The sequence below is a fragment of the Jiella pacifica genome, from assembly GCF_010500815.1.
Classification (GTDB): domain Bacteria; phylum Pseudomonadota; class Alphaproteobacteria; order Rhizobiales; family Rhizobiaceae; genus Jiella; species Jiella pacifica.
Genome location: NZ_JAAAMG010000042.1, coordinates 1 through 20,510, shown reverse-complemented (window position 1 = coordinate 20,510; position 20,510 = coordinate 1). Strand labels below are relative to the sequence as shown.

Sequence of the window (20,510 nt, the reverse complement as noted above, 5' to 3'; positions counted from 1 at the left end):
AGGCCGATCTCGACGCCTGGCTCGTCCACTACAACACCGAACGCCCGCACCTCGGCTACCGCAACATGGGCCGTAGGCCAGTCGAAACCGTCATGTCATTCGTCAGTCAAGAAGCTTAAGTGGACACGTCGTGTTCGGCGAGGCGCTTATTGATGGTCGGCCAATTTTGCGACCCCCGAAGTCTTTGCTAAAAAGTCCACTTCCTCATTTCTGCCGAGCTGCATGTTTAAGTCCGACACGAAATGATCGACAATCCTATCAACCTGCTCGTTCTCCAATAGACGCTTTGCGACAGCTGCAACCATCGAGGCCCCCGAGAAAAACGGCGGCAGAGACGCTCCAAGGGCAAAAAGGCTTACGTCGCAGCCAATTGAGATCCAACCGTGTGTCCTAGAAAGGACTCTTGTAAGCCCCAAACGTTTGCGCTGCTCCTTACGAAGACGGATAATTTCTTCTTGGCGGATATCTGATGGTAGCTCTGCTAGACGGCTCACTAAGGTGAGACCTTTGCGTCTTAAAGATGGCCTTTTAGTTACATCGATGATCTCAGAGAGTGGAATTACAGTATCATCGAAATCAAACAGGGGAATCGCCGGAATCACGCTAGTTCGCTCGATCTTCCCGCGTTCGCATTCGGCCCATGAGGCAGCTAACTTGGTGTTGAAGTTACGGTAAAATGAAAGCTTATCGGCCATTAATCTGGTGGGCTCGATCCAGCTGCCAACATAGGAATCGTGTGGCGTGTGCGGAATGTATATTGCGCCGAGACTTTGCGCAATTTGAATATTTTGCCCAAATAAGTAAGATTCGATCCTTACGTCTTTGTTTTGAATGCGTTCTACCGCTTCGGAAAATTGCCCCCCTAAACCTGTAGGCTCGACTCCCAGAGCGCCTCTGTTTTCAAACCATGATACCCAATTGCGCTTGGCATACCGTGGATAAAGGAGGTTTCGTGCAACAGCTTCCCCATCTCCTCCACTTTCAGTGTAATCCTTGATAAACTGTCTTACGCTTGGCCCCATTTCTGGACGGCAGAGTATATATTCTCTTTCGATTTGCGCGGTGTCGTTTAGTATCAATGCAGCGAGCTCTCTGCGGCTTATAATGGATAGCGGATTTAATTGGTATATCTCTTCAACGAACGCATAATCTGATCGCTCTTCTGGTTGTGAAAATGCCAGCGCGACGCGATTTGATGCGACAAGTTGCATGAATTCATCTGAGGTAATTTTATTAGCGGCTAAGAAATTCTTTAAATTAATCGCTCCATCTTCCATTGGGGGTTGCATGTATATCTTATCGAAGAGAAGAAGGAGTTGTCGAAGCTCGACGGAAGGCATAGAAGCATCAATATAAACTTTCGTATCTTCATCATTTCGGGGTCGCGATAAATTATCAACGTGTTGCCCGGAGGCGATGAGGCCTACGTTCTGAAACCAAAATTGATCTGCATCGATTACAAATTTTGGTAGTCGATTGCGTTGCTGCCGAATTGACACCGGGAGAAAATCGATTGTCTTTTCTGGAGTAGGTTGAGATTCACCGCCAATTTTTGGCACCAAATGGCATCTACGGAAATCAACAACTGAATTTATATATATTTCGACTTCGAACTCACGACTATGATGCGTGGATGAATTGTAGTAGAAATTTTTCGAGCCGTCTTCGTTGAAGCTTGAACCGGTTAAAATCGGAAAATCCGGGAAGCACGATTCAATTTCAGTCATTATATCGAATAGGCTAATGACCGTGATGTCTCGTGCGCTTCCCCATTCGTCCTCGCCAACCTGAGCGATGGGCTTTCCACGTGCCGGTCGTTCGTTCGACAGTTTAACGTCTGAACCAGCCATTACGATTTTGTTTTCGAAATCCTTGGAGAACGAGGCCGCATTCAATTGATCTTCAGAGACGAAGACAATATGTTCGAATTTACTTATTTCATAAATCGTAGTCTCAATATGAGGGAAATGTGCGCGTAGTCTGGCGTCTGCCAGACGAGCGGCACCCCTTTGGTGGGTCATTCCACTTTTCGGTGTACTCATGCTGCTATACCGGTGCAATCAGATATGGAAATCGCGTCCTGATGGCGGATGGTGCCATAGGCATGGAGCACCGGCTCGGCGATGGACGACAGGCCATTGGTGCGCAGCTGCCATTCGAGATAGCCGATCCACAGAACCAGATCGGCGATGGCGACGGCGCGGGGGTTGATCTCCAGCCCATAGAACTGGCGGGGGGAGACCGTCTCGCCCTCCATCATGAAGCGTGGGGCGTTTTCGCCCAGCGCATCGAGGGCTTCCAGCACCTCGCCTTCGAGCTTCTTCAACAGTTCCAGCGAGACATAGAGGAAATTGCCGGTGCCGCAGGCGGGATCGAGCACCCGCAGGGTGCAGAGCTTGTGGTGGAAATCCTTGACGAGGGCGACGGCGGCGGCGTCCTTGCCGGCCTCGTGCAGCTCCTTCACCCGCGCCTCGACATCCTGTCAGTCGGCGGTGAGTGGCTCGATGATGGTCGGGATCACCAGCCGCTCGACATAGGCTCTCGGCGTGTAATGGGCGCCGAGCTTGGAACGCTCTCTGGAATCGAGGGCGCGCTCCAGAAGCGTGCCGAAGATCGCCGGCTCGACATCGCGCCAGTCGCGCCTGGCGGCGACGAAGAGTTCGTGAATGCCTTCGCCATCGAGGGGAAGCGCCGTGCGGGTCTTGAACAAGGAGCCGTTGAAGCGCTTCAGCGCCACCATCATGCGCGGCTCGTAGCCGCCGGTGTCCATGGTCGCCCAGAGCGCTTCGAGGGCGGGAACGAAGGCTTGCGGCTTGTCTTTCAACTCGCCGAGCAGCTTGACGAAGCTTTCCTCCGGGATCAGCCCGACATCCTCGGCGAACATGGTGAAGAGGCAGCGCATGAGAAATTCGGCGACGTCGCGCGGATCGTGCTTTCCCTCCAGCCGCTTGGCGACGCGGGCGAGACGCTCGGCGATGTCGCGGGTGACCTCGGCGGACTTCTTCGCCGGATCGAGGGAATGGGGATCGGCCCAGATCGCCTGCAGCCGCGCCTGGACTTCCGGGTCGCGCAGATCGTCCATGGCGAGGCGATAGGAGCGGCGATCGGGGAAATGGGCGTAGTTCTTTCCCTGGCCGGAAAAGTCGGCGAAGATTTCGATGACATGGCCGACATCGACGACGAGTAGAAACGGCGGATAGCCATGGGCGACGGGCAGCGCGCGGGCATAGTTTTCCGCCTGACGGCGCGCGGCGATCATCACCTTGTCCCAGGTGCCGGTGCCGCGCCTGGCGTGGCCCGCCTTCACCTTGGCCTCGTCGGCGCCGAGCATCGAGAGCTGGTCCGGATCGGCGCTCGCGCGGACCGGCCCGCGCTTGGCGGACTGCTTGGCCTCAAGGATGAAGGCGCCCCGCTTGTAGCAGTCGATCCAGCCGGGGGTGGTGGAGCCGTCCGGGTGTCGGAAGTCGATCTGCCGCTCGAAGACGTAGTCGTTGCGGGCGTTTTCAGCCGAGGCCATTTGCGGGCGGCCAAGGCCGAGGGCCTCGCAAAGGCCCATGACGAAAAGCTGGTAGTTCGCCCGCTCGGCGCCGCCTGAGGCGGAGGATTCGACGATCAGCCGGTCGAGCTTGCCCGTGTCGACGCCCTCCGAGGCGCGGGTCTCCTGCGGCGATGCCATCTCGCTTTCCCCCTCAAGCCGCCGGCGGTCTCGAATCGCCGAAGGCTTCTTTGTCGCTGAAAAGGTTAGCGAAGGTGGCTGGGATTGTCGCGGCTAAGTTGCCGGAGAGGGCGGGAACCCCTCCGCTTCGCCATCCTCGACCCGAAGGGTTCGGGATCCATGCCGGGATGGTGCTGTCGGCAGTTCGGCGACGACGTTATGCCGCCTCGGTCAGAAGCTCCGCGGGAAGCTGGGTGCGGGCGTCGAGCAATTCGATGCCGACGATATGGCCCTCCGCGTCATAGTCCAGGATCACGTCGGGAGAGACTTCGGCGCTTTCGATGACACGCGATTCCGACAGCCGCATGTAAGCGGCGTTCGCCTCGGCATCGTAGCGAATGCGGATCGGTTTCATGGCGGTCTCCGCGCGTCTCGATCGAAGAAGATGGTGATGATACGCCGTTCGCGCTCGTCTTCAAAGCAGACGACGCGCAGGATGCGATCGCCGAATTCGGGGATCGCCTTGTAGTATCGTGTCCGCCCCGGGCGCGGATCGTCAGCAATCCAGTCGGGCGCTTCGACTGTCCGGATGACCCATTCCGGGTCGAGCTTGCGCTCTTCGATCGAGTCGATCGCATGTTGGACGAAGGTCAGGGGTTTCGAGGAAGGCGCCACCGATCCCCCGACCGCTCAACTATCCATCTTCAGCGCGGCGATGAAGGCCTCCTGCGGGATCTCGACCTTGCCGAACTGGCGCATGCGCTTCTTGCCCTCTTTCTGCTTTTCGAGGAGCTTGCGCTTGCGGGTGGCGTCGCCGCCGTAGCATTTGGCGGTGACGTCCTTGCGCAGCGCCGAGATGGTCTCGCGGGCGATCACCTTGCCGCCGATCGCCGCCTGGATCGGGATCTTGAAGAGGTGGTGGGGGATCAGCTCCTTCAGCTTCTCGCACATGGCTCTTCCCCGTCTGTCCGCCTGGGTGCGGTGGACGAGCATGGAGAGGGCGTCGACCGGCTCGGCATTGACGAGGACGGAGAGCTTCACGAGGTCGCCCTCGCGGTACTCGGTCATCTGGTAGTCGAACGAGGCATAGCCCTTCGAGATCGACTTCAGCCGGTCGTAGAAGTCGAAGACCACCTCGTTCAGCGGCAGCTCGTAGGCGACCAGCGCGCGCTTGCCGACATAGGAGAGGTCGAGCTGGATGCCGCGGCGCTCCTGGCAGAGGGTGAGGATGTTGCCGAGATAGTCGTCGGGGGTGAGGATCGTCGCCTTGATCCAGGGCTCCTGGATGTGGTCGATGCGGACGACGTCGGGCATGTCGGCCGGGTTGTGCAGCTCGATGTCGGAGCCGTCGGTCATGTGGATCTTGTAGACCACCGAGGGGGCCGTCGCGATCAGATCGAGGTCGAACTCGCGGGAGAGGCGCTCCTGGATGATCTCGAGATGCAACAGCCCAAGGAAGCCGCAGCGGAAGCCGAAACCGAGGGCCGCCGAGGATTCCATCTCGAAGGAGAAGCTGGCGTCGTTGAGCCTGAGCCGGCCCATGGCGGCGCGCAGATCGTCGAAGTCGGCGGCGTCGACCGGGAAGAGGCCGCAGAAGACGACGGGCTGCGCCGGCTTGAAGCCCGGCAGCATCGACGTCGTCGGGCGCTTGTCCTCGGTGATGGTGTCGCCGACGCGGGTGTCGGCGACTTCCTTGATGCTCGCGGTGATGAAGCCGAGCTCGCCGGGGCCGAGCGCATCGACCTGGACCATCTTGGGAGTGAAGACGCCGACCCGGTCGACCGGATATTTGGCGTCCGTGCCCATCATGCGGATGGTCTGGCCCTTCTTCAGTTCGCCGTCGATGATGCGCACGAGGACGATGACGCCGAGATAGGCGTCGTACCACGAATCGACCAGCATCGCCTTCAGGGGCGCCTTGCGGTCACCCTCCTTGGGCGGCGGCAGGCGGTGGACGATGGCTTCCAGCACGTCCTCGATGCCGAGGCCGGATTTCGCCGAGATCATCACCGCCTCGGAGGCGTCGAGGCCGATCACCTCCTCGATCTGCTCCTTCACCTTGTCGGGCTCGGCGGCGGGCAGGTCGATCTTGTTGAGAACCGGGACGATCTCGAGATTGTTGTCGAGGGCAAGATAGACGTTGGCGAGGGTCTGCGCCTCGACGCCCTGTGCCGCGTCGACGACCAAGAGAGCGCCCTCGCAGGCCGACAGCGAGCGCGACACCTCGTAGGCGAAGTCGACATGGCCCGGCGTGTCGATCAGGTTGAGGACGTAGGTCTCGCCGTTCTTGGCGGTGTAGTGCAGGCGCACGGTCTGCGCCTTGATGGTGATGCCGCGCTCGCGCTCGATGTCCATCGAATCGAGCACCTGCTCCTTCATGTCGCGCAGCTCGAGGCCGCCCGTGTTCTGGATCAGGCGATCGGCAAGGGTCGACTTCCCGTGGTCGATATGCGCGACGATCGAGAAGTTGCGGATGTGGTCGAGAGGCGTGTTCGCGGGCATGGTGCTCATGGCCCGCGATATAAAGACAGTTAACGCGTCTTGGAAGCGTTCGATTGCGCGTTGCGGCAGAGATTTGGCCGAAACGCCAAGGGCCGGGGCCGGGCCGGGGCCGGCTCAGCGCGCGGCGAAGGCGGCGCGGGCCTGGGCCGACTGGCGGTGATGGGTGTGGCAGATGGCGATGGCCAGCGCGTCGGCGGCGTCGTCGGTGTCGAAGGTCGCCTTCGGCATCAAGACCTTCACCATCATGTGGATCTGCTTCTTCTCGCCATGGCCGACGCCGATGACGGCCTTCTTCACGGCGTTCGGCGCATATTCGGCGACGGGCAGGCCGGCCAAAGCGGGCACCAGCAGCGCGATGCCGCGGGCCTGGCCGAGCTTCAGCGTCGCCACCGCGTCCTTGTTGACGAAGGTCTGTTCGACGGCGGCCTCGTCCGGCTTGTGGCCATGGATGACGGCGGAGAGGCCCTCGTGCAGCTGGCAGAGCCGCGAGGCAAGATCGCATTGGGCATCGGAGGTGATGGTGCCGCTGGCCACGAAGCGCAGCGAGTTGCCCAGAGTCTCGACGATGCCCCAGCCGGTGCGCCTGAGGCCCGGATCGATGCCGACGATGCGGATGGGGGTCTCCATTAACATTTTGTTCAAACTTTCCTTTATCCGAATCGCTGGCGATTGGACAGACGAAACATGAACAAAGATGAAACACGCGGCAGCGCGTGAGAACATTGCGGCTCGCGAAGCCCTCGCGGTCGCGGTAGGATATGTCGGAATGGAGGCGATGGCGATGAGTGACGCCCAGACCATCAAACGCATGACGCCGGACGAGTTCTATGCTTGGCAGCTCGACCAGGAGCAGAATTACGAGCTGGTCGACGGAATACCGGTGCTGCCCGCCAAGGCGATGACAGGGGCCAGCCGCCGGCATGACATCATCACCGTGAATATTCTTCGATTGCTCGCAAATCAGCTGCGCGGCAAGCTCTGCCGGCCCCATACGGACGACATGTCCGTTCGAAACCCGAACGGCAACCTGCGGCGGCCGGACATCATCGTCGACTGCAAGGGCGGGCCGGATCGTTCGATGGAAACCGGCGAACCGCGGGTGCTGATCGAGGTGCTGTCGCCGTCGACCATGGCCTTCGACCGATTTCGCAAGGTCGAGGAATACAAGACCAACGACGGCGTTCGCGTCGTCCTGCTCGTTGCCTCAGAATCGGCCGAGGTGATCGTCTGGCGGCGGGGCGGGGAGGGCGCCGACGCCTGGCGCTCGGAGATCGTCGAGGGCCTGGCTGCGACCATCGACCTGCCGGAGATCGGCTGCGAGCTGGCGCTCGAGGAGGTCTACGAGGACACGGGCGTGAAAGACAAACCGGTCGGTGCGTGACGCGAGACATGCGGGCGGCCAGCCAGGATGAGAGGCTGTCGAGGCAGGCGATCCGGTCCGGGCTTGCCCGCCAGTTGCAAGGCCGGGCGACCCGGTCGCTGCCGTCAGGGCTGGGAAGTCCGGTCGACGATCGGATCGTGCACCGTCTCCAGCCATCCGCCCAGGCGCGAAGGATCGCCATCCACCCGCATCGCGCCCGAGGCCAGGAACGCGGCGCGCGCGGCAGGATAGGTCGGGTCGCCGCCGTACAGGGCGTTCAAGCGGCGCGCCGCAGCGGCCGTCACGACGATCGTGACGTCGCCGCGCTCGTCCGGGCGCACCCCGACACGGAACGACGGCTTGCCGGCGACGATGTCGAAGCGCAGTCCCTGAACCAACCCCTCTCCGAGTTCGGTTCCGTCGCTGTAGCGCTCGACCAGGGACACGGTGAGGTCCGGCGAAAGCCCGGATCGCGAGGCGGCGCGGCTCATCTCAGCGCCCACCATCTCGAACCAGGGCACTGTGCCCTGGGGCTGCTTGCGATGCTCGGTCATTCCATCGCTCCATTTCTTTCGTTCCCGTAGCGGCCGCCGATTCCGCAGCGAGGCTGCCGCGACCCGCGGGCGGCTCGTCGCGGCGGGTGAGGACGCTGGCGCATCCACCGTCGTTCAGTCCACGGTGAGGACGATCTTGCCCTGGATGTGCCCTTTTGCGGCGCGCTCGTGTGCGCTGCGGGCCGCGGCGAGGGGATAGGTGCCGTCGATGACGACGCGGACCGTGCCGTCATCGAGCAGGCTCGCGACTTCGGCCAGCTGCGCCCCGCTCGAACGCACCTGCGTCGCCGAGACGGTCACGCCGAGCTTCTCGGCTTCCTCGGCGCCGGAAAAGCCCAGGGGGAACACCGGGAACAGTGCACCGCCGCGCGCGATCTTGCGCAGGAAGCGGCCGCTGCTCGGTCCGCCGAGGGCATCGAGGACCAGGTCCACCTTGCCGGGAACATCCTCTGGCGGCGTTTGCGTGTAGTCGATGAACGCGTCGGCGCCGAGCTGGCGCAGCAGTGTCTCGTGCCGGCCCGACGCCACGGCAACGACGCGGGCGCCCCGCCACTTCGCCAGCTGCACCGCGAAATGCCCGACGCCGCCGGCAGCGCCGTTGACGAGGACGGTCCTGCCTTCGAGCGGCACCGGCTGATGCTGCGCCGGCTGCAGCGGGTTGGGCTCGTCATGGCCGAGCGCGATCAGGAACTGCCAGGCGGTGAGCAGCGACATCGGCGCTGCCGCGGCATGGACATGATCAAGGCCCGCCGGCTTGAGCGCGACTTCGGACGCCGGGACGGCGACATATTCGGCATAGGCCCTGCTGCCCCCGGCAAGGCCCGAGGGGAACCGCACCATGGCATAGACTTCGTCTCCGACGGAGACTGCCTCGACGCCCTCGGCGACGGCCTCGACGACGCCCGAGACGTCCGTTCCCGGAATGACGGGGAAGGCGACCTCTGGCCGCCATTCGGGCGGCAGCATCGCATAGCCGCCGCGCAGATACCAATCGGGCGGATTGATGCCGATGGCGCGGACCCGGACGAGCACTTCGCCGGCGGCGGGTTCCGGTTTCGGGGCGTCCTCGTAGCGCAGCACTTCGGGGCCGCCGAATGCGTGCAGCCGGATCGCCTTCATCATGTCGCTCACTGGAACCTCCTTGGGATCGTTGCTTCGGCGGTCATGTATCGGCGATGGTATGGATTGATAATGACGGCTTAAGTCGCTTCAATCATGCCATGAAGGAACAAATGGCATTCGAGCGTCTGACCGGCCTGATCGCGTTCGCCCGCGCCGGCTCGCTGGGAAGCTATACGGCGGCGGCCCGATCCCTGGCGGTGTCGCCCTCGGCCGTCAGCAAGAGCGTGCAGAGGCTCGAGCAGCGCCTGGGCGTTTCGCTGTTCACCCGCACCACCCGGTCATTGACGCTGACGCCCGAGGGCCGCGACCTGCACGAGCGCGCGCTGAGACTGCTGAGCGATGCGCAGGCGATCGAGCAGGCGGCGATGACGGCCCGATCCGAACCCACGGGCAGCTTGCGGATCGCAGCGTCCCTGCCGATCGGCGTGCATGTGATCGCGCCGGCGCTGCCTCGCTTTCGCAAGCTCTATCCCGGGGTCGCCATCGATCTGAGGCTGAGCGACCGGATGGCCGATTTCGTCGAGGAGGGGATCGATGTCGCGGTGCGCATCGGCGAACTTCCGGATTCGCGGCTGTTGTCGCGTCGGCTGGCGCCGCATCGGCTCTGCGCCTTCGCCGCGCCGACCTATCTGGCAGCCCGCGGCACACCGATGCATCCGGACGATATCGCGGGCCACGACACCGTCACTCTGCGATATCAGAGCTCCGGCCAGGCCATGCGCTGGCCGTTTCGGATCGGCCACCGGGAGATCGAGGTCGTGCCCCCGTCGGGCATCGTCGTCGACGTCAGCGATGCGCTGGTCGCGGCGCTCGCGGCCGGCGGCGGCATCGGCATCGTCGCGAACTTTCTCGCGGCGCCCTACGTCGCGCGGGGCGAACTCGTTCCGGTGCTGCCCGACTTCGCCGTCGAGCGGCACAACATCACCGCGCTCTGGCCGGAGAGTCGCCGGGCCAATCCCGCCGTGCGCGCCTTCCTGACGAGCCTCCAGCAGACGTTCCAAGAGCAGATGAAGGCTGCGGCCGGCGCGCCGGACTGAGGGCCGCCGCAGGTTCGCTGGGCCCTTGCACGGCCTTGGCGCCGGTGTCGCTCCACGTCGTCTCGGCCGCGGTAAACGATTTTCGTGGCCGACCTCGATCTTGTTCGACGGGGGGGACGCGGCTGCGTCCCGGCCCGCCTTCTCAAGCAGCCGAAAGCTTCGCCATCACTGCGTCGTCGACCTCGAAGTTCGCGTAGACGTTCTGGACGTCGTCGTCCTCGTCGAGATTGCCGATCAGGCGGAGCACGCTCTGGGCCTTTTCCTCGTCGACCGGGGTGCCGGTCTGGGGCCGCCAGATGGCGCGGACGCTCTCGGCTTCGCCGAGCAAAGCTTCCAGAGCGGTCGAAACCTCGTTGAGGTCCTCGAAGGCGGTGATGATCGTGTGGCCGTTCTCGTCGGAGACGACGTCGTCGGCGCCGGCCTCGATCGCCGCTTCCATCACCTTGTCGGCGTCGCCGACCTTCGCCGGATAGACGATCTCGCCGACGCGGTCGAACATGAAGGCGACTGAGCCGGTCTCGCCGAGCGCGCCGCCGGACTTGGTGAAGTAGGAGCGGACGTTGGAGGCGGTGCGATTGCGGTTGTCGGTGAGCGCTTCGACGATGACGGCGACGCCGCCCGGGCCGTAGCCCTCGTAGCGGACCTCGTCGTAATTGTCGCCTTCGCCGCCGGCCGCCTTCTTGATGGCGCGGTCGATGTTGTCCTTGGGCATCGACTGGGCCTTGGCGTTGTTGATCGCCAGGCGCAGGCGCGGATTCATGTCGGGGTCTGGCAGGCCGGCCTTGGCCGCGACGGTGATCTCGCGGGCGAGCTTGGAAAACAGCTTGGAGCGGACGGCATCCTGCCGCCCCTTGCGATGCATGATGTTCTTGAACTGTGAATGACCGGCCATGCGGCACCTGCTCGTTGATTTTCAGCGGTGAAAAGTGACGGTCATATAAAAAATTCTCGCCGATCCGTCCAGAACGCCCATCTCGACATTCGGCCGGGCATGGCGGCAAATCTGGCAACGAAAGGTCGAGATGGTGGATCCCCTCTGGCGAGAGGCCGTGTCCGTCGCGGAGCAACTCGTAGAAAGCGGTCGGATCGCCGCGATCGCCGTTCCGGCAGCGATCGAGGGTGAGGTTCGCGGGGCGGTCTCCTATGGCGAGCCGGCCGACGCGATCCTCATCCACAAGGGGTGGATCAGCCGTGTACCGCTCGAACGGCTTCGCCAGGTCGCCCACTGGAAGCCGGCCTTCGAGAACGACGTCTTCATCCTGATGTCGGCGAAGCGCTTACGATCCCCGCGCTTCTTGCGGCGGCGTCCGATCATCCCGTTTTTGCTGCGATCTCGACCCCTCGCGCCGATCCGGTCGCATCTGGAAGACGTCGACGGGCGCCGTTTCGCCGGTCGCCAGACGGTCTTCGTCCACATTTCGAAAGCCGCCGGCACTTCGCTGTTCGAGGCCGCGCGCCGGCGGGCCGTCCGCCCGCTCTATCTCGACGATCGCCTGGCGCTGAAAGCGGCGGCGCCGCATCTTGCGGCCCACGATCTGATCGGCGGACATGTCGGCTTCGACGCGCTTCATGCCGAGATCGGTGACGCGCGTTATTTCGCGGTCGTCCGCGATCCCCTGGAGCGTCTGGTCTCCGTGGCCGGCCATGCCCGGCGCCCCGGCGAAAGGGTCGAAAGCTTCAATTCGGTGATGCGGTTTCTGGCGAAAGGAACGCTGCGCGATTTTCTCGATCGTCCGGGCGGACCGGCCGAACTGCGGTTGCAGCAGGTGATGTTGACCGGCAAGGCCGAGCCGTCGGCGGAACTCACATGCGCGCGGCTGGAGAGGATCACGGTCGGGACGGTGGACGGGCTCGATCGCTTCCTCGCCCGCCATAGATCCTCGCTGGGGATCGATCCGGCCGATCTCCCGCGCCTCAACGTCACGCGGGACCGCAGCTCGCTCGTGCCGCAGGCCGAGATCGACGAGGCGGTTGCCGCTCACGGCCAGATGATCGAAGATGCGCGCGCCTTCTATGACCTGGTGCGCTGGCGCGAGCGTCTCCTGGATGATCCGGCCGCGGATGGATGAGGAAGCGCAACTGCCTGAACGGAAAGATGGCCGCGATGATGCCGGTGAAAATACCGCCGCTGCCCTTGACCGGCGGCTGCCAGTGCGGCCGGGTGCGCTATGAGATCCGGGCCGTGCCGGCGATGTTCTATCTCTGCCATTGCACGGAATGCCAGAGACAGACCTCCAGCGCCTTCGGCGAGAGCCTGCGCTGCGAGCCGGCATCGGTGGCGGTGACGGGCGGGATGCACACCACGCGGCGCGTGGCGGAGAACGGCAGCGTGCGGCTCGGCGACTTCTGCCCCGACTGCGGCGTGCGCATCCTGCATCGTTCGGAAGGCGATCCGGGCCGGCTCAACGTCAAGGCCGGCACGCTCGACGACGCTGCCTGGCTCGTCCCGGCAGGGCACATCTGGACCCGGTCGAAGCAGGCCTTCGTGACGATCGGCGAGGACGAACTGGCCTATCGGCAGGGGCCCGAAGACGGCGGGTCGGCGATGAAGGCGCGATGGCGTCAGATGCTGGGGATCGAGGGGGAGTGACACGCCCGAGACTGGCCATCGGGCCGGCAAAGGCGCGAGCGGGGCAGCGCCCCGGCTTCCCATGTCTCCTGCAATCCATGCCGGCCATGCCGGGAACGGCGGCGGCGCTACGCCGCTCCGTCCTCCGCCGCTCCGGCGTAACGTCTTTCGGCGTCGAGCTCGGCGAGGCTTTCGAGCGCGGCGCGGACGATCTCCTCGCGCAGTTCCAACTCGTGCTTGCTCATCGCCATGCGGTCGAAGTCCGACCACATGATCCAGCGTGACAGGGAGGGCGCCGCCGCGCTCTGGCGCAGGAAGATGCGGATGTCGGTATGGCGCCCGTCGGCGATGATCGCCGTCATCAAAGCCTCGATGGCCTCGAGCGGGCCTTCCAGGAGCTGGATGAAGCGGTTGAACTCGTGGATCAGCATTCCCGTCACGGCGAGGTCGCCATTGCGCCGGGCAGCACTTGCCGCGATGGCGCGGACGTCCGCAGCGGTGATGCCGGGCGCCGGACGGGAGAGATAAGCGAGCCGGTAGACCGTCATGGATGCCATCCTTCCTGGCCGCGACGAAAACCATCAGGCGACGGGGTAACGACAATATGACTTTGCGGTTGCCGCGCCAACTGGAGGAATATCCCACCGAGGATCTTGGGGACGCGGGTCGCACGATCCGGGCCGCAAGGCCGGGGCCGCAGTTCGGGTCGCAGTCCCGGAAGGAACGGACGATGGCAAGACCGGATCTCATCGCGCCGATCGCCGCGGCGGGCGTCTTTCTCGCAGCCGCCTTCGGCCCGGCCATGGCCGAACCTGCCGCGGCGCCGGCGGCGGAAGCGGCGCCCTCCGGCGGTTCGGGGGAGAAGGCGGTGGAACTGGACCGCCTGTTCGCGGCCCTGAAGACCGCGCCGAACGAGGCGGCGGGGCGGGCGATCGAGGACCGGATCTGGCGCCGCTGGATGCAGGCGCCGGACCGGCGGACGGAAAATCTCGTCCGCGAGGCGATGGCGCGGCGCGAGGTCTACGACTTCGCCGGCGCCAGGGCGCTGCTCGACGAGGCCGTCGCCGGGGCGCCGAGATATGCCGAGGCCTACAACCAGCGCGGCTTCGTCCTGTTTCTGCAGGAGGATTTCGACGCGGCGCTGGCGGACGTCGACCGTGCGATCGAACTGGAGCCGCGGCATTTCGCGGCGATGGCCGGCCGGGCGCTGATCCTGATGCGCCAGGGCCGGCATCGCCTTGCCCAGACCCAGCTGCGCCGAGCGGTCGAGATCCATCCCTTCCTCAAGGAACGCGGCCTCATCGTCGGCGAGCCGGCCAAGCCGGCGCGGCCGGGCGTCGACCTTTGAGGGGGCAGTTCGTGTCAGCAGATCCGCGGCTCGCGGCAATGACGGCCATTTGATTTGGCCGCAGCGCAGCTGCAGTTAGCTTCAGGCGTGATCGAAACCGCCGGAGGGGGTGCGCCATGCGTCGGGGCTTGTTCGGATTGGTCGCCGTCGTCTGTCTTCTCGGCCTCGCCGTCAGCGCGAAGGCCCAACCGGCCGGCGCCGGGGAGGAGCGGCCCAGCCAGTGCCGGGCGATCGCCAGCCTCATGCCGAAGGCGACGTTTGCGCAATTCTCCACCAACGATCGCGGTCTGTTCGAGAATCCGCAAAGCGACCAGACGGTCAGGATCACCTACGTCACCCACGCGACCTTCCTGATCGAGAGCCCCCGCGGGGTCGTCGCGGCGACCGACTTCGCCGGCTATGCCGGGGGCGTCGTCCCGGACATCGCGACGATGAACAAGGCGCATTCGTCCCACAACACGCCCTATCCGGACCCGGCGATCCAGCACGTGCTGCCGGGCTGGAATCTGGGTGGCGACGGCCCCGCCCGCCATGCCGTGACCGTCGGCGACATGTTCGTCAGGAACGTTCCTACCGACATCCGCTCCTGGGGCGGGGTGATGGAGGCCGACGGCAATTCGATCTTCATCTTCGAGGTGGCGGGGCTCTGCATCGGCCATCTCGGTCATCTCCATCACACGCTGACGGACGAGGACTATGCGGCGATCGGCCGGCTGGACATCCTGATGGTGCCGGTCGACGGCGGCATGACCATGAGCCAGGCCGGCATGGGCGAGATCACCGAGCGGCTGAATTCGCGGATCGTCCTGCCGATGCATCGCTTTCGCGGCCCGATCGACCGGTTTCTCGAAAAGCTGCCGGATTTTGCGGTGGAATGGCCGCGCGAGGACAGCTTCACGATCTCGGTGAAGACCTTGCCGGACCGTCCGACGGTGATCGTCCTGCCGGGCGTGTGACCCCGGCGCGCCGGCGCGGCGTCTTTGCGACGCCAGTGCGCTTGCCAGCTTTCGGCCAGAGGTCTATGGCATGAAGACAAGGTTACCTTAGATAAATTTCCCCATCCCGGCCATCGCTCGCTGACTTCGCGTCGCCCGCAGGTCCGGGACAGTCGCCGTCGGTCGACTTTGCGCCGCGGCCATCACCGGTTTGCCCCATGTCAGAAATTCCGGCGCGTCGTCGTCCCTTCATCGTCGCCGCGATCATGGCGTCCATGGCGATGATCTCCATCGAGGCGACCATCGTGTCCACGGCGATGCCGCAGATCGCCAGCCAGCTCGGCGACCTGCACCTTTATTCCTGGGTTTTCTCCGCCTTTCTGCTCGCCCAGACCGCCATGACCGTCGCCTTCGGCAAGCTCGCCGATCTCTATGGCCGGCGGCCCATCCTCCTGATCGGCATCGCCATCTTCCTCGCCGGCTCGCTGCTCTGCGGTTTCGCCTGGTCGATGCCCTCGCTGATCGCCTTCCGGCTGATCCAGGGCGTCGGCGCCGGTGCCATCCAGCCGGTGGCGCTCACCCTCGTCGGCGACATGTATTCGGTCGAGGAACGGGGCAAGGTTCAGGGTTATCTCGCCAGCGTCTGGGGCGTTTCCTCGGTAGCAGGTCCGCTCGCCGGCGGGCTGATCATCCAGCATTTCTCCTGGGCCTGGATCTTCTGGATCAACATTCCGATCGGCATTCTCGCAGCAGTGGGCTTCATCGCCTTCCTCAACGAGGGCATCACCCGCGAAAAGCGCAAGGTCGACGTCCTGGGTGCGGGCCTCTTCGCAGTCTCGGTCGCGGCGCTGATGGTGGCGTTGACGGAGATCGGGTCGTCCGCCGCGACGGTCGTCGCGGCGCTGGCGGTCGCGGTTGCGGCCGCCGTTCTCTTCCTCGCCCAGGAGCGGCGGGCGCGCGACCCGATGATGGACATCGGCCTGTGGCTGCGGCGCTCGATCGCCACCGCCAATCTGGTGACGCTGCTCAGCGGCATGACTGTAATCGGACTGACCACCTTCCTGCCGATGTACGTCCAGGGCGTGCTCGGCCAGACACCGCTCGTCGCCGGCTTCACGCTCACCGTCATGGTGCTCGGCTGGCCGATCGGCGCGACCGTCGCGGCAAAGAACTTCAGTCGCTTCGGCCTCCGGCCCATCCTGCTCTTCGGGGCGGCGCTGCTGCCGATCGGCGCCAGCGTCTTCCTGTTCCTCGGCCCCGGCGCCTCGCCGCTCCTCGCGGGCTTCGGCTCGCTGATCATCGGCTTCGGCATGGGCTTCCTGACCAACGCCGCCATCGTCATCGTCCAGAGTTCGGTCGGCTGGAGCGAGCGGGGCGCGGCGACCTCCTCGAACATCTTCTCGCGCAATCTCGGCTCGACCCTCGGGGCGACGGCGCTCGGCGCGGTGTTCAATCTGAGCCTCGCCCATGGCGGCGGCGGCGCCCTGCCGGCGAGCCTCGACAGGATCCAGGAGCTGCTCGAACGGCCGGGCGCCATCGTCGCCGATCCGCAGACGCAAGGCGCGCTGGCCCATTCCCTGCATCTCACCTTCTGGGCGATGTTCTGCGTGGCGGCCCTGACCTTCGCGCTGGCGCTGCTGGTGCCGAAGACGAAGCCCACGGCCGTTCCCGCCGGGGCCGCGCGCGAGACGGCCACGGCAGAGCCCGAGGCGCTGCCGACGCCGGAAGCGTAGGCGTTTCCAGATCGCGGCTGGATCTGCTTGCCGCCGTTCGCCCCGACCGCTCCTGCGAAGCGCCGCCAATGCGGTGAGATGCCGGGTCTCAGCAGCCGGCCGGATTCATCGTCCGCACCACGGATTGCCGGAGTTCGGCCAGGGCTGCACCAGGCCTTCGGCGATCAGCACGGCGCCGGCGTCGCGGCCGTCCGACAGGGTGATGGTGACGAGCTCGCGGCCATATCGATCGTGCCCGTCGCCGTCGAGATCGTAGCCGCTCGCCAGCAGCGCCTGCAGGCGGCGGGTGGCCTGGTCGGCGAAGAGCCTCTCGCGCGGGCATTCGGGGCGCGAGACCTCCGGCGCGTCGATGTTCAGGAGGCGCCATTTCGTCCCGCCGGCCCAACCGGTGTCGCCGTCGACGAGGCAGGTGACGCGTTTGCCGCTGCTGCAGAGGGGGAGGGCGCCCCATCGGGCGGCGGGGCGGACGCCGGGCTCCGTTGTCGGGTCGATCGCCCGGCCCTGGTCAGTGAAGATCGCGACGTGCCTTTCGATGGCCGCAAAGGCGGCGTCCAGCGCGCCGTTCTCCTGCATCCTGCCGAGAAACAATGCGCCGGCGAAGACCGCCGCGACGACCAGAGCGTCGCCGGCCGATCGGGACATCGGAACGCTGCGAGCGCGCCGCCGGCGCGGCGGGCGGTGGCGGTCGGGCGGTCCGGTGCGGACGAATTTTGACGGGGCGTTGCGCATGGCCGCAGGTTGCGGCCGCCCGGTCGCCAAGCCGTCAAAACGATCCGGACGATTTTATCCAAAGGCGAATTTTTCGCCCGGCTTGCAATCGCGCGCCGCCTTGCCCCGTGATGGTCTATATGCCGCTACGTCATCCTCTCTTCGCGAGCGCTTGCCTCCGGTCTCGCATGCACGCATGCTGGTATCGAACGATCGGTCGCCGTCTTCCGGTTCGCCGGTCGCCACGAGGCCATGAGGGGGAGGGAGACGATGCCGACGGAACTGTTCGCCGCACCGCTGTTCCCGTTCAGCCTCGCCTTGTGCGGCGTCCTGGTGATCGCGCTGCTCGAAGCGCTCTCGGCCGTGATCGGCCACTCCCTGTCCGGCCTCGTCGACGACGCGCTGCCCGATCTTGCGTCGGACGCTCACGCCGGGATCGACGTTCATGCCGATGTCGATGGCGGCGTGGATGGCGCCTTCGGCGGGTCCTCCTTCGATGCGGCGCTCGACTGGCTGTCCTTCGGGCGGGTGCCGTTCCTGGTTCTCCTCATCCTGTTCCTCCTCGGTTTCGGCGGCACCGGCCTCGTCCTGCAGGCGGCGATGACGAGCCTTCTCGGCGCGCCGCTTTCGCCGGCATTCGCAGCCGTCCCCGCGATCGTCGGCGGCGGGTTGTTCATGCGCCATCTCGGGCGGGCGGTCGGCCGGATCATCCCGAAGGAGGAGACGGCGGCGATCAGCCGCGAGAGCTTCGTCGGGCGCATGGGCGTCGTCAGCGGCGGCACGGCGCGCATCGGCCTGCCGGCGCAGATGCGCCTCACCGACGAACATGGCACCACCCACTACCTGCTCGCCGAGCCGGACGACGAAGGCGAGGAATACGGACCGGGAACGCCGGTCATCGTCGTATCTCTGGCGGGGGCGACCGCCCGTGTGATGCGTGATCCTACCGCCTGACCCGTCCCCACGAACGAAGCCGATCCGAGCGATCGCCATGCCCGAAGGAGCCACCGCCGTGAACGAAACCCTGATCCTCGTGGGAGCGGTCGTCGCGGCGATCGTCGCCGTCCTCCTGATCTTTGCCCGGCTCTATCGCCGCTCGTCGAAGGAAGTCTCCTACGTCCGGACAGGCCTCGGCGGGCAGAAGGTGATCATGAACGGCGGCGCTCTGGTCATGCCGGTGCTGCACGAGGTGATCCCGGTCAACATGAACACGCTCAGGCTCGAGGTGCGGCGCGCCGACGAGGCGGCGCTGATCACCCGCGACCGGATGCGGGTCGACGTCGTCGCCGAATTCTACGTCCGGGCCCAGCCGACGGCCGAATCCATCGCCAACGCCGCCCAGACCCTCGGCCGGCGGACGATGGAACCGGAGAGCCTGAAGGACCTCATCGAGGGCAAGTTCGTCGACGCCCTGCGCTCGGTCGCGGCCGAGATGGCGATGGAGGAGTTGCACGAGCGCCGGATCGACTTCGTCCAGCGAGTTCAGAACGCCGTCTCGGAAGACCTCCTGAAGAACGGTCTCGAACTCGAGACGGTGTCGCTGACCGGCCTCGACCAGACCAGGCGCGACTATTTCAACCCCGACAACGCCTTCGACGCCGAGGGGCTGACCAAACTCACCCAGGAGATCGAGGAGCGGCGCAAGAAGCGCAACGACATCGAGCAGGACACCCAGGTGGCCATCGCCCGCAAGAACCTCGAAGCCGAGCAGATGCAGCTCGAGATCACCCGCGACCAGGAGTATTTCCGGCTGGAGCAGCAGCGCGAGATCGCCGTCCGCCGGGCCGGCCAGGAAGCGCTGATCTCGACGGAAAAGGCCCAGCGCGAGCGCGAGGCGCGGGAGGCGCAGATCCACTCCGAGCAGGAGGTGCGGCGCCGGGAGATCGCCCAGAAGCAGGCGCTGGAAGCGGCCGAGATCGAGCGCCGCAAGACCATCGAACTGACCGAGCAGGACCGCGAGATCGCCATCGCCGACCGCTCGCGCGCCCGCTCCGAAGCCCAGGCGGACGCCGATGCCGCGCGGGCGATCGCCGTGCGCGCCGCCGAGCAGGTCGAGACCGTGCGCGAGGTCGAGGCGGCCGAGCGACGCAAGCAGGTGGAACTCGTCCAGGCACGCCAGGCCGCCGAGCGCCAGGCGATCTCGGTTCGCGTCGGGGCGGAAGCCGAGCGTGAGGCCGCCGAGGACCAGGCCGAGGCGCAGCGCCAGATTGCCCGCGGCGAGGCGGACAGGGCCCGCATCCTCGCCGAGGCCGAGGCGGATGCCGTGCGCCAGAAGGCCGAGGCCGACGAGGTGCGCTTCCGCGTCGAGGCGGAAGGTGCGCGGGCGCTCAACGAGGCGGCCAACATGCTGTCGGCCGAGCAGATCGCCATGCAGGTGCGGCTCCGGCTGATCGAGGAAATGCCGAAGATCATCGCCGAGAGCGTCCGGCCGATGGAGCGGATCGACCAGATCAAGATCCTGCAGGTCGACGGGCTGACCGGGGCTGCCGGCGGCGGCAGCGGTGGGAACGGCGACGACGGGGCGTCGATGTCCGACCGGATGGTCAATTCGGCGCTGCGCTATCGCGGCCAGGCGCCGCTGGTCGACGCGCTCCTGAAGGAGCTCGATCTCGACGGGGGGCTCGGCAATCTCGGCCGCAATGCCGGAAGGATGGCCGGGGGCGGCGGAGATGGCGACGCACCGGCAGGCCAGGGGGGCGCGAACGGTCGGGGCTCCGAGACCGGCGAGACGGCAAAGGGCTGACGGAGGGAGCCGGTGCTGGGCGCTGGTCGAGCTCTACAGGATTCACACATTTTCAGGGGGGCTTCGTTCGCAAGCCGATGCCGAGCGGCGTCTCCGTGGACGAATGGTGTCGAAACATCGCGGCCTCGTCATTCTCGGGCCCCGTCCCGAGAATCCTGTGTGTTCGAATTGATGTATGGTGGGAAGCGGGAAGGAGGCCGGGAGAATCCTGGTCGTCCAGAAGACAGACCGCACCCTGGCATGG

21 protein-coding genes and 1 pseudogene are annotated in these 20,510 nt (G+C 65.3%); 10 read left to right on the top strand and 12 right to left on the bottom strand.

What is annotated here, in order from left to right; translation table 11 throughout:
* Nucleotides 1–119, top strand: a pseudogene (locus tag GTK09_RS26090) (IS481 family transposase); the annotation flags it as partial.
* 27 nt (nt 120–146) lie between these two features.
* On the opposite strand, the gene GTK09_RS26085 reads toward GTK09_RS26090, so the two are convergent.
* The 7 genes from GTK09_RS26085 to ruvC all read right to left on the bottom strand — a co-directional run bounded on the left by GTK09_RS26085 (nt 147) and on the right by ruvC (nt 6,784).
* Nucleotides 147–2,021, bottom strand: coding sequence for a hypothetical protein (locus GTK09_RS26085; protein WP_163466328.1), 1,875 nt, complete (start codon nt 2,019–2,021; stop codon nt 147–149).
* A gap of 17 nt (nt 2,022–2,038) precedes the next feature.
* Nucleotides 2,039–2,464 carry a DNA methyltransferase gene (locus GTK09_RS27680; protein WP_246218144.1) on the bottom strand — a complete coding sequence of 142 codons (426 nt, stop codon included), beginning with the start codon at nt 2,462–2,464 and terminating at the stop codon, nt 2,039–2,041.
* A gap of 18 nt (nt 2,465–2,482) precedes the next feature.
* On the bottom strand, nt 2,483–3,676 hold the full coding sequence (locus GTK09_RS26080) for a type IIL restriction-modification enzyme MmeI (RefSeq protein ID WP_246218143.1): 1,194 nt from the start codon (nt 3,674–3,676) through the stop codon (nt 2,483–2,485).
* 196 nt (nt 3,677–3,872) lie between these two features.
* The gene (locus GTK09_RS26075; protein WP_203561218.1) at nt 3,873–4,070 is read right to left on the bottom strand and encodes a DUF2283 domain-containing protein; all 198 of its coding nucleotides are present in this window, start codon (nt 4,068–4,070) and stop codon (nt 3,873–3,875) included.
* A complete protein-coding gene (locus GTK09_RS26070) occupies nt 4,067–4,330 on the bottom strand; it encodes a DUF4258 domain-containing protein (protein ID WP_163466327.1) in 264 nt (87 codons plus the stop codon). The genes GTK09_RS26075 and GTK09_RS26070 overlap by 4 nt, the downstream gene beginning before the upstream one ends.
* 15 nt (nt 4,331–4,345) lie before the next feature.
* On the bottom strand, nt 4,346–6,157 hold the full coding sequence (gene lepA, locus GTK09_RS26065; protein WP_163466333.1) for a translation elongation factor 4: 1,812 nt from the start codon (nt 6,155–6,157) through the stop codon (nt 4,346–4,348).
* 114 nt (nt 6,158–6,271) lie between these two features.
* Complete coding sequence (ruvC, locus tag GTK09_RS26060) at nt 6,272–6,784, bottom strand: crossover junction endodeoxyribonuclease RuvC (RefSeq protein WP_163466332.1); 513 nt, start codon at nt 6,782–6,784, stop codon at nt 6,272–6,274.
* Nucleotides 6,785–6,938: 154 nt separating this feature from the next.
* Here ruvC and GTK09_RS26055 point away from each other — a divergent pair, with 154 nt between their 5' ends.
* Nucleotides 6,939–7,538 (top strand): Uma2 family endonuclease, encoded by a 600-nt coding sequence (locus GTK09_RS26055; protein ID WP_163466326.1) that lies wholly within the window; start codon nt 6,939–6,941, stop codon nt 7,536–7,538.
* 104 nt (nt 7,539–7,642) lie between these two features.
* On the opposite strand, the gene GTK09_RS26050 is transcribed toward GTK09_RS26055, so the two are convergent.
* Together GTK09_RS26050 and GTK09_RS26045 are read right to left on the bottom strand one after the other, a co-directional pair.
* Nucleotides 7,643–8,071, bottom strand: a complete 429-nt coding sequence (locus tag GTK09_RS26050; protein WP_163466325.1) for a hypothetical protein — start codon at nt 8,069–8,071, stop codon at nt 7,643–7,645.
* A gap of 114 nt (nt 8,072–8,185) precedes the next feature.
* The gene (locus GTK09_RS26045) at nt 8,186–9,193 is read right to left on the bottom strand and encodes an NADP-dependent oxidoreductase (protein ID WP_163466331.1); all 1,008 of its coding nucleotides are present in this window, start codon (nt 9,191–9,193) and stop codon (nt 8,186–8,188) included.
* Nucleotides 9,194–9,291: 98 nt separating this feature from the next.
* Between GTK09_RS26045 and GTK09_RS26040 the strand changes: the two genes are divergently transcribed.
* The gene (locus GTK09_RS26040) at nt 9,292–10,230 is read left to right on the top strand and encodes a LysR family transcriptional regulator (protein WP_163466324.1); all 939 of its coding nucleotides are present in this window, start codon (nt 9,292–9,294) and stop codon (nt 10,228–10,230) included.
* A 142-nt stretch (nt 10,231–10,372) separates the two neighbouring features.
* Here the strand turns inward: GTK09_RS26040 and GTK09_RS26035 are convergent, their stop codons facing one another.
* The gene (locus tag GTK09_RS26035; RefSeq protein WP_163466323.1) at nt 10,373–11,122 is read right to left on the bottom strand and encodes a YebC/PmpR family DNA-binding transcriptional regulator; all 750 of its coding nucleotides are present in this window, start codon (nt 11,120–11,122) and stop codon (nt 10,373–10,375) included.
* A 130-nt stretch (nt 11,123–11,252) separates the two neighbouring features.
* On the opposite strand from GTK09_RS26035, the gene GTK09_RS26030 reads away from it, so the two are divergent.
* Nucleotides 11,253–12,299 (top strand): sulfotransferase family 2 domain-containing protein, encoded by a 1,047-nt coding sequence (locus GTK09_RS26030; RefSeq protein WP_163466322.1) that lies wholly within the window; start codon nt 11,253–11,255, stop codon nt 12,297–12,299.
* Between the two features lie 35 nt (nt 12,300–12,334).
* On the top strand, nt 12,335–12,820 hold the full coding sequence (locus GTK09_RS26025; protein WP_203561217.1) for a GFA family protein: 486 nt from the start codon (nt 12,335–12,337) through the stop codon (nt 12,818–12,820).
* Nucleotides 12,821–12,927: 107 nt separating this feature from the next.
* Here the strand turns inward: GTK09_RS26025 and GTK09_RS26020 are convergent, their stop codons facing one another.
* Nucleotides 12,928–13,347: a BLUF domain-containing protein gene (locus GTK09_RS26020; RefSeq protein WP_163466321.1), complete on the bottom strand. Its 420-nt coding sequence runs from the start codon at nt 13,345–13,347 to the stop codon at nt 12,928–12,930.
* A 182-nt stretch (nt 13,348–13,529) separates the two neighbouring features.
* Between GTK09_RS26020 and GTK09_RS26015 the strand changes: the two genes are divergently transcribed.
* The 3 genes from GTK09_RS26015 (at nt 13,530) to GTK09_RS26005 (ending at nt 16,815) form a co-directional block, all read left to right on the top strand.
* The gene (locus GTK09_RS26015; protein ID WP_163466320.1) at nt 13,530–14,147 is read left to right on the top strand and encodes a tetratricopeptide repeat protein; all 618 of its coding nucleotides are present in this window, start codon (nt 13,530–13,532) and stop codon (nt 14,145–14,147) included.
* 116 nt (nt 14,148–14,263) lie between these two features.
* Nucleotides 14,264–15,103, top strand: coding sequence for an MBL fold metallo-hydrolase (locus tag GTK09_RS26010; RefSeq protein WP_163466319.1), 840 nt, complete (start codon nt 14,264–14,266; stop codon nt 15,101–15,103).
* Between the two features lie 197 nt (nt 15,104–15,300).
* Nucleotides 15,301–16,815 (top strand): MDR family MFS transporter, encoded by a 1,515-nt coding sequence (locus tag GTK09_RS26005; protein ID WP_163466318.1) that lies wholly within the window; start codon nt 15,301–15,303, stop codon nt 16,813–16,815.
* Between the two features lie 105 nt (nt 16,816–16,920).
* Here GTK09_RS26005 and GTK09_RS26000 read toward each other — a convergent pair whose 3' ends face one another.
* Nucleotides 16,921–17,457, bottom strand: a complete 537-nt coding sequence (locus GTK09_RS26000; protein WP_246218142.1) for a thermonuclease family protein — start codon at nt 17,455–17,457, stop codon at nt 16,921–16,923.
* Nucleotides 17,458–17,793: 336 nt separating this feature from the next.
* Between GTK09_RS26000 and GTK09_RS25995 the strand changes: the two genes are divergently transcribed.
* Together GTK09_RS25995 and GTK09_RS25990 are read left to right on the top strand one after the other, a co-directional pair.
* Nucleotides 17,794–18,477: an OB-fold-containig protein gene (locus GTK09_RS25995; RefSeq protein ID WP_163466317.1), complete on the top strand. Its 684-nt coding sequence runs from the start codon at nt 17,794–17,796 to the stop codon at nt 18,475–18,477.
* Between the two features lie 58 nt (nt 18,478–18,535).
* Nucleotides 18,536–20,266 (top strand): flotillin family protein, encoded by a 1,731-nt coding sequence (locus GTK09_RS25990; RefSeq protein WP_203561216.1) that lies wholly within the window; start codon nt 18,536–18,538, stop codon nt 20,264–20,266.
* Nucleotides 20,267–20,510: the final 244 nt, after the last annotated feature.

Bases quoted from the DNA above. Each gene is read 5' to 3' on its own strand.
- GTK09_RS26085 (WP_163466328.1), bottom strand. From the start codon at position 2,021: ATGACCCACCAAAGGGGTGCCGCTCGTCTGGCAGACGCCAGACTACGC.
- GTK09_RS26080 (WP_246218143.1), bottom strand. From the start codon at position 3,676: ATGGCATCGCCGCAGGAGACCCGCGCCTCGGAGGGCGTCGACACGGGC.
- GTK09_RS26075 (WP_203561218.1), bottom strand. From the start codon at position 4,070: ATGAAACCGATCCGCATTCGCTACGATGCCGAGGCGAACGCCGCTTAC.
- lepA (WP_163466333.1), bottom strand. From the start codon at position 6,157: ATGCCCGCGAACACGCCTCTCGACCACATCCGCAACTTCTCGATCGTC.
- ruvC (WP_163466332.1), bottom strand. From the start codon at position 6,784: ATGGAGACCCCCATCCGCATCGTCGGCATCGATCCGGGCCTCAGGCGC.
- GTK09_RS26055 (WP_163466326.1), top strand. From the start codon at position 6,939: ATGAGTGACGCCCAGACCATCAAACGCATGACGCCGGACGAGTTCTAT.
- GTK09_RS26050 (WP_163466325.1), bottom strand. From the start codon at position 8,071: ATGACCGAGCATCGCAAGCAGCCCCAGGGCACAGTGCCCTGGTTCGAG.
- GTK09_RS26045 (WP_163466331.1), bottom strand. From the start codon at position 9,193: ATGATGAAGGCGATCCGGCTGCACGCATTCGGCGGCCCCGAAGTGCTG.
- GTK09_RS26040 (WP_163466324.1), top strand. From the start codon at position 9,292: ATGAAGGAACAAATGGCATTCGAGCGTCTGACCGGCCTGATCGCGTTC.
- GTK09_RS26035 (WP_163466323.1), bottom strand. From the start codon at position 11,122: ATGGCCGGTCATTCACAGTTCAAGAACATCATGCATCGCAAGGGGCGG.
- GTK09_RS26030 (WP_163466322.1), top strand. From the start codon at position 11,253: ATGGTGGATCCCCTCTGGCGAGAGGCCGTGTCCGTCGCGGAGCAACTC.
- GTK09_RS26025 (WP_203561217.1), top strand. From the start codon at position 12,335: ATGATGCCGGTGAAAATACCGCCGCTGCCCTTGACCGGCGGCTGCCAG.
- GTK09_RS26020 (WP_163466321.1), bottom strand. From the start codon at position 13,347: ATGACGGTCTACCGGCTCGCTTATCTCTCCCGTCCGGCGCCCGGCATC.
- GTK09_RS26015 (WP_163466320.1), top strand. From the start codon at position 13,530: ATGGCAAGACCGGATCTCATCGCGCCGATCGCCGCGGCGGGCGTCTTT.
- GTK09_RS26010 (WP_163466319.1), top strand. From the start codon at position 14,264: ATGCGTCGGGGCTTGTTCGGATTGGTCGCCGTCGTCTGTCTTCTCGGC.
- GTK09_RS26005 (WP_163466318.1), top strand. From the start codon at position 15,301: ATGTCAGAAATTCCGGCGCGTCGTCGTCCCTTCATCGTCGCCGCGATC.
- GTK09_RS26000 (WP_246218142.1), bottom strand. From the start codon at position 17,457: ATGTCCCGATCGGCCGGCGACGCTCTGGTCGTCGCGGCGGTCTTCGCC.
- GTK09_RS25995 (WP_163466317.1), top strand. From the start codon at position 17,794: ATGCCGACGGAACTGTTCGCCGCACCGCTGTTCCCGTTCAGCCTCGCC.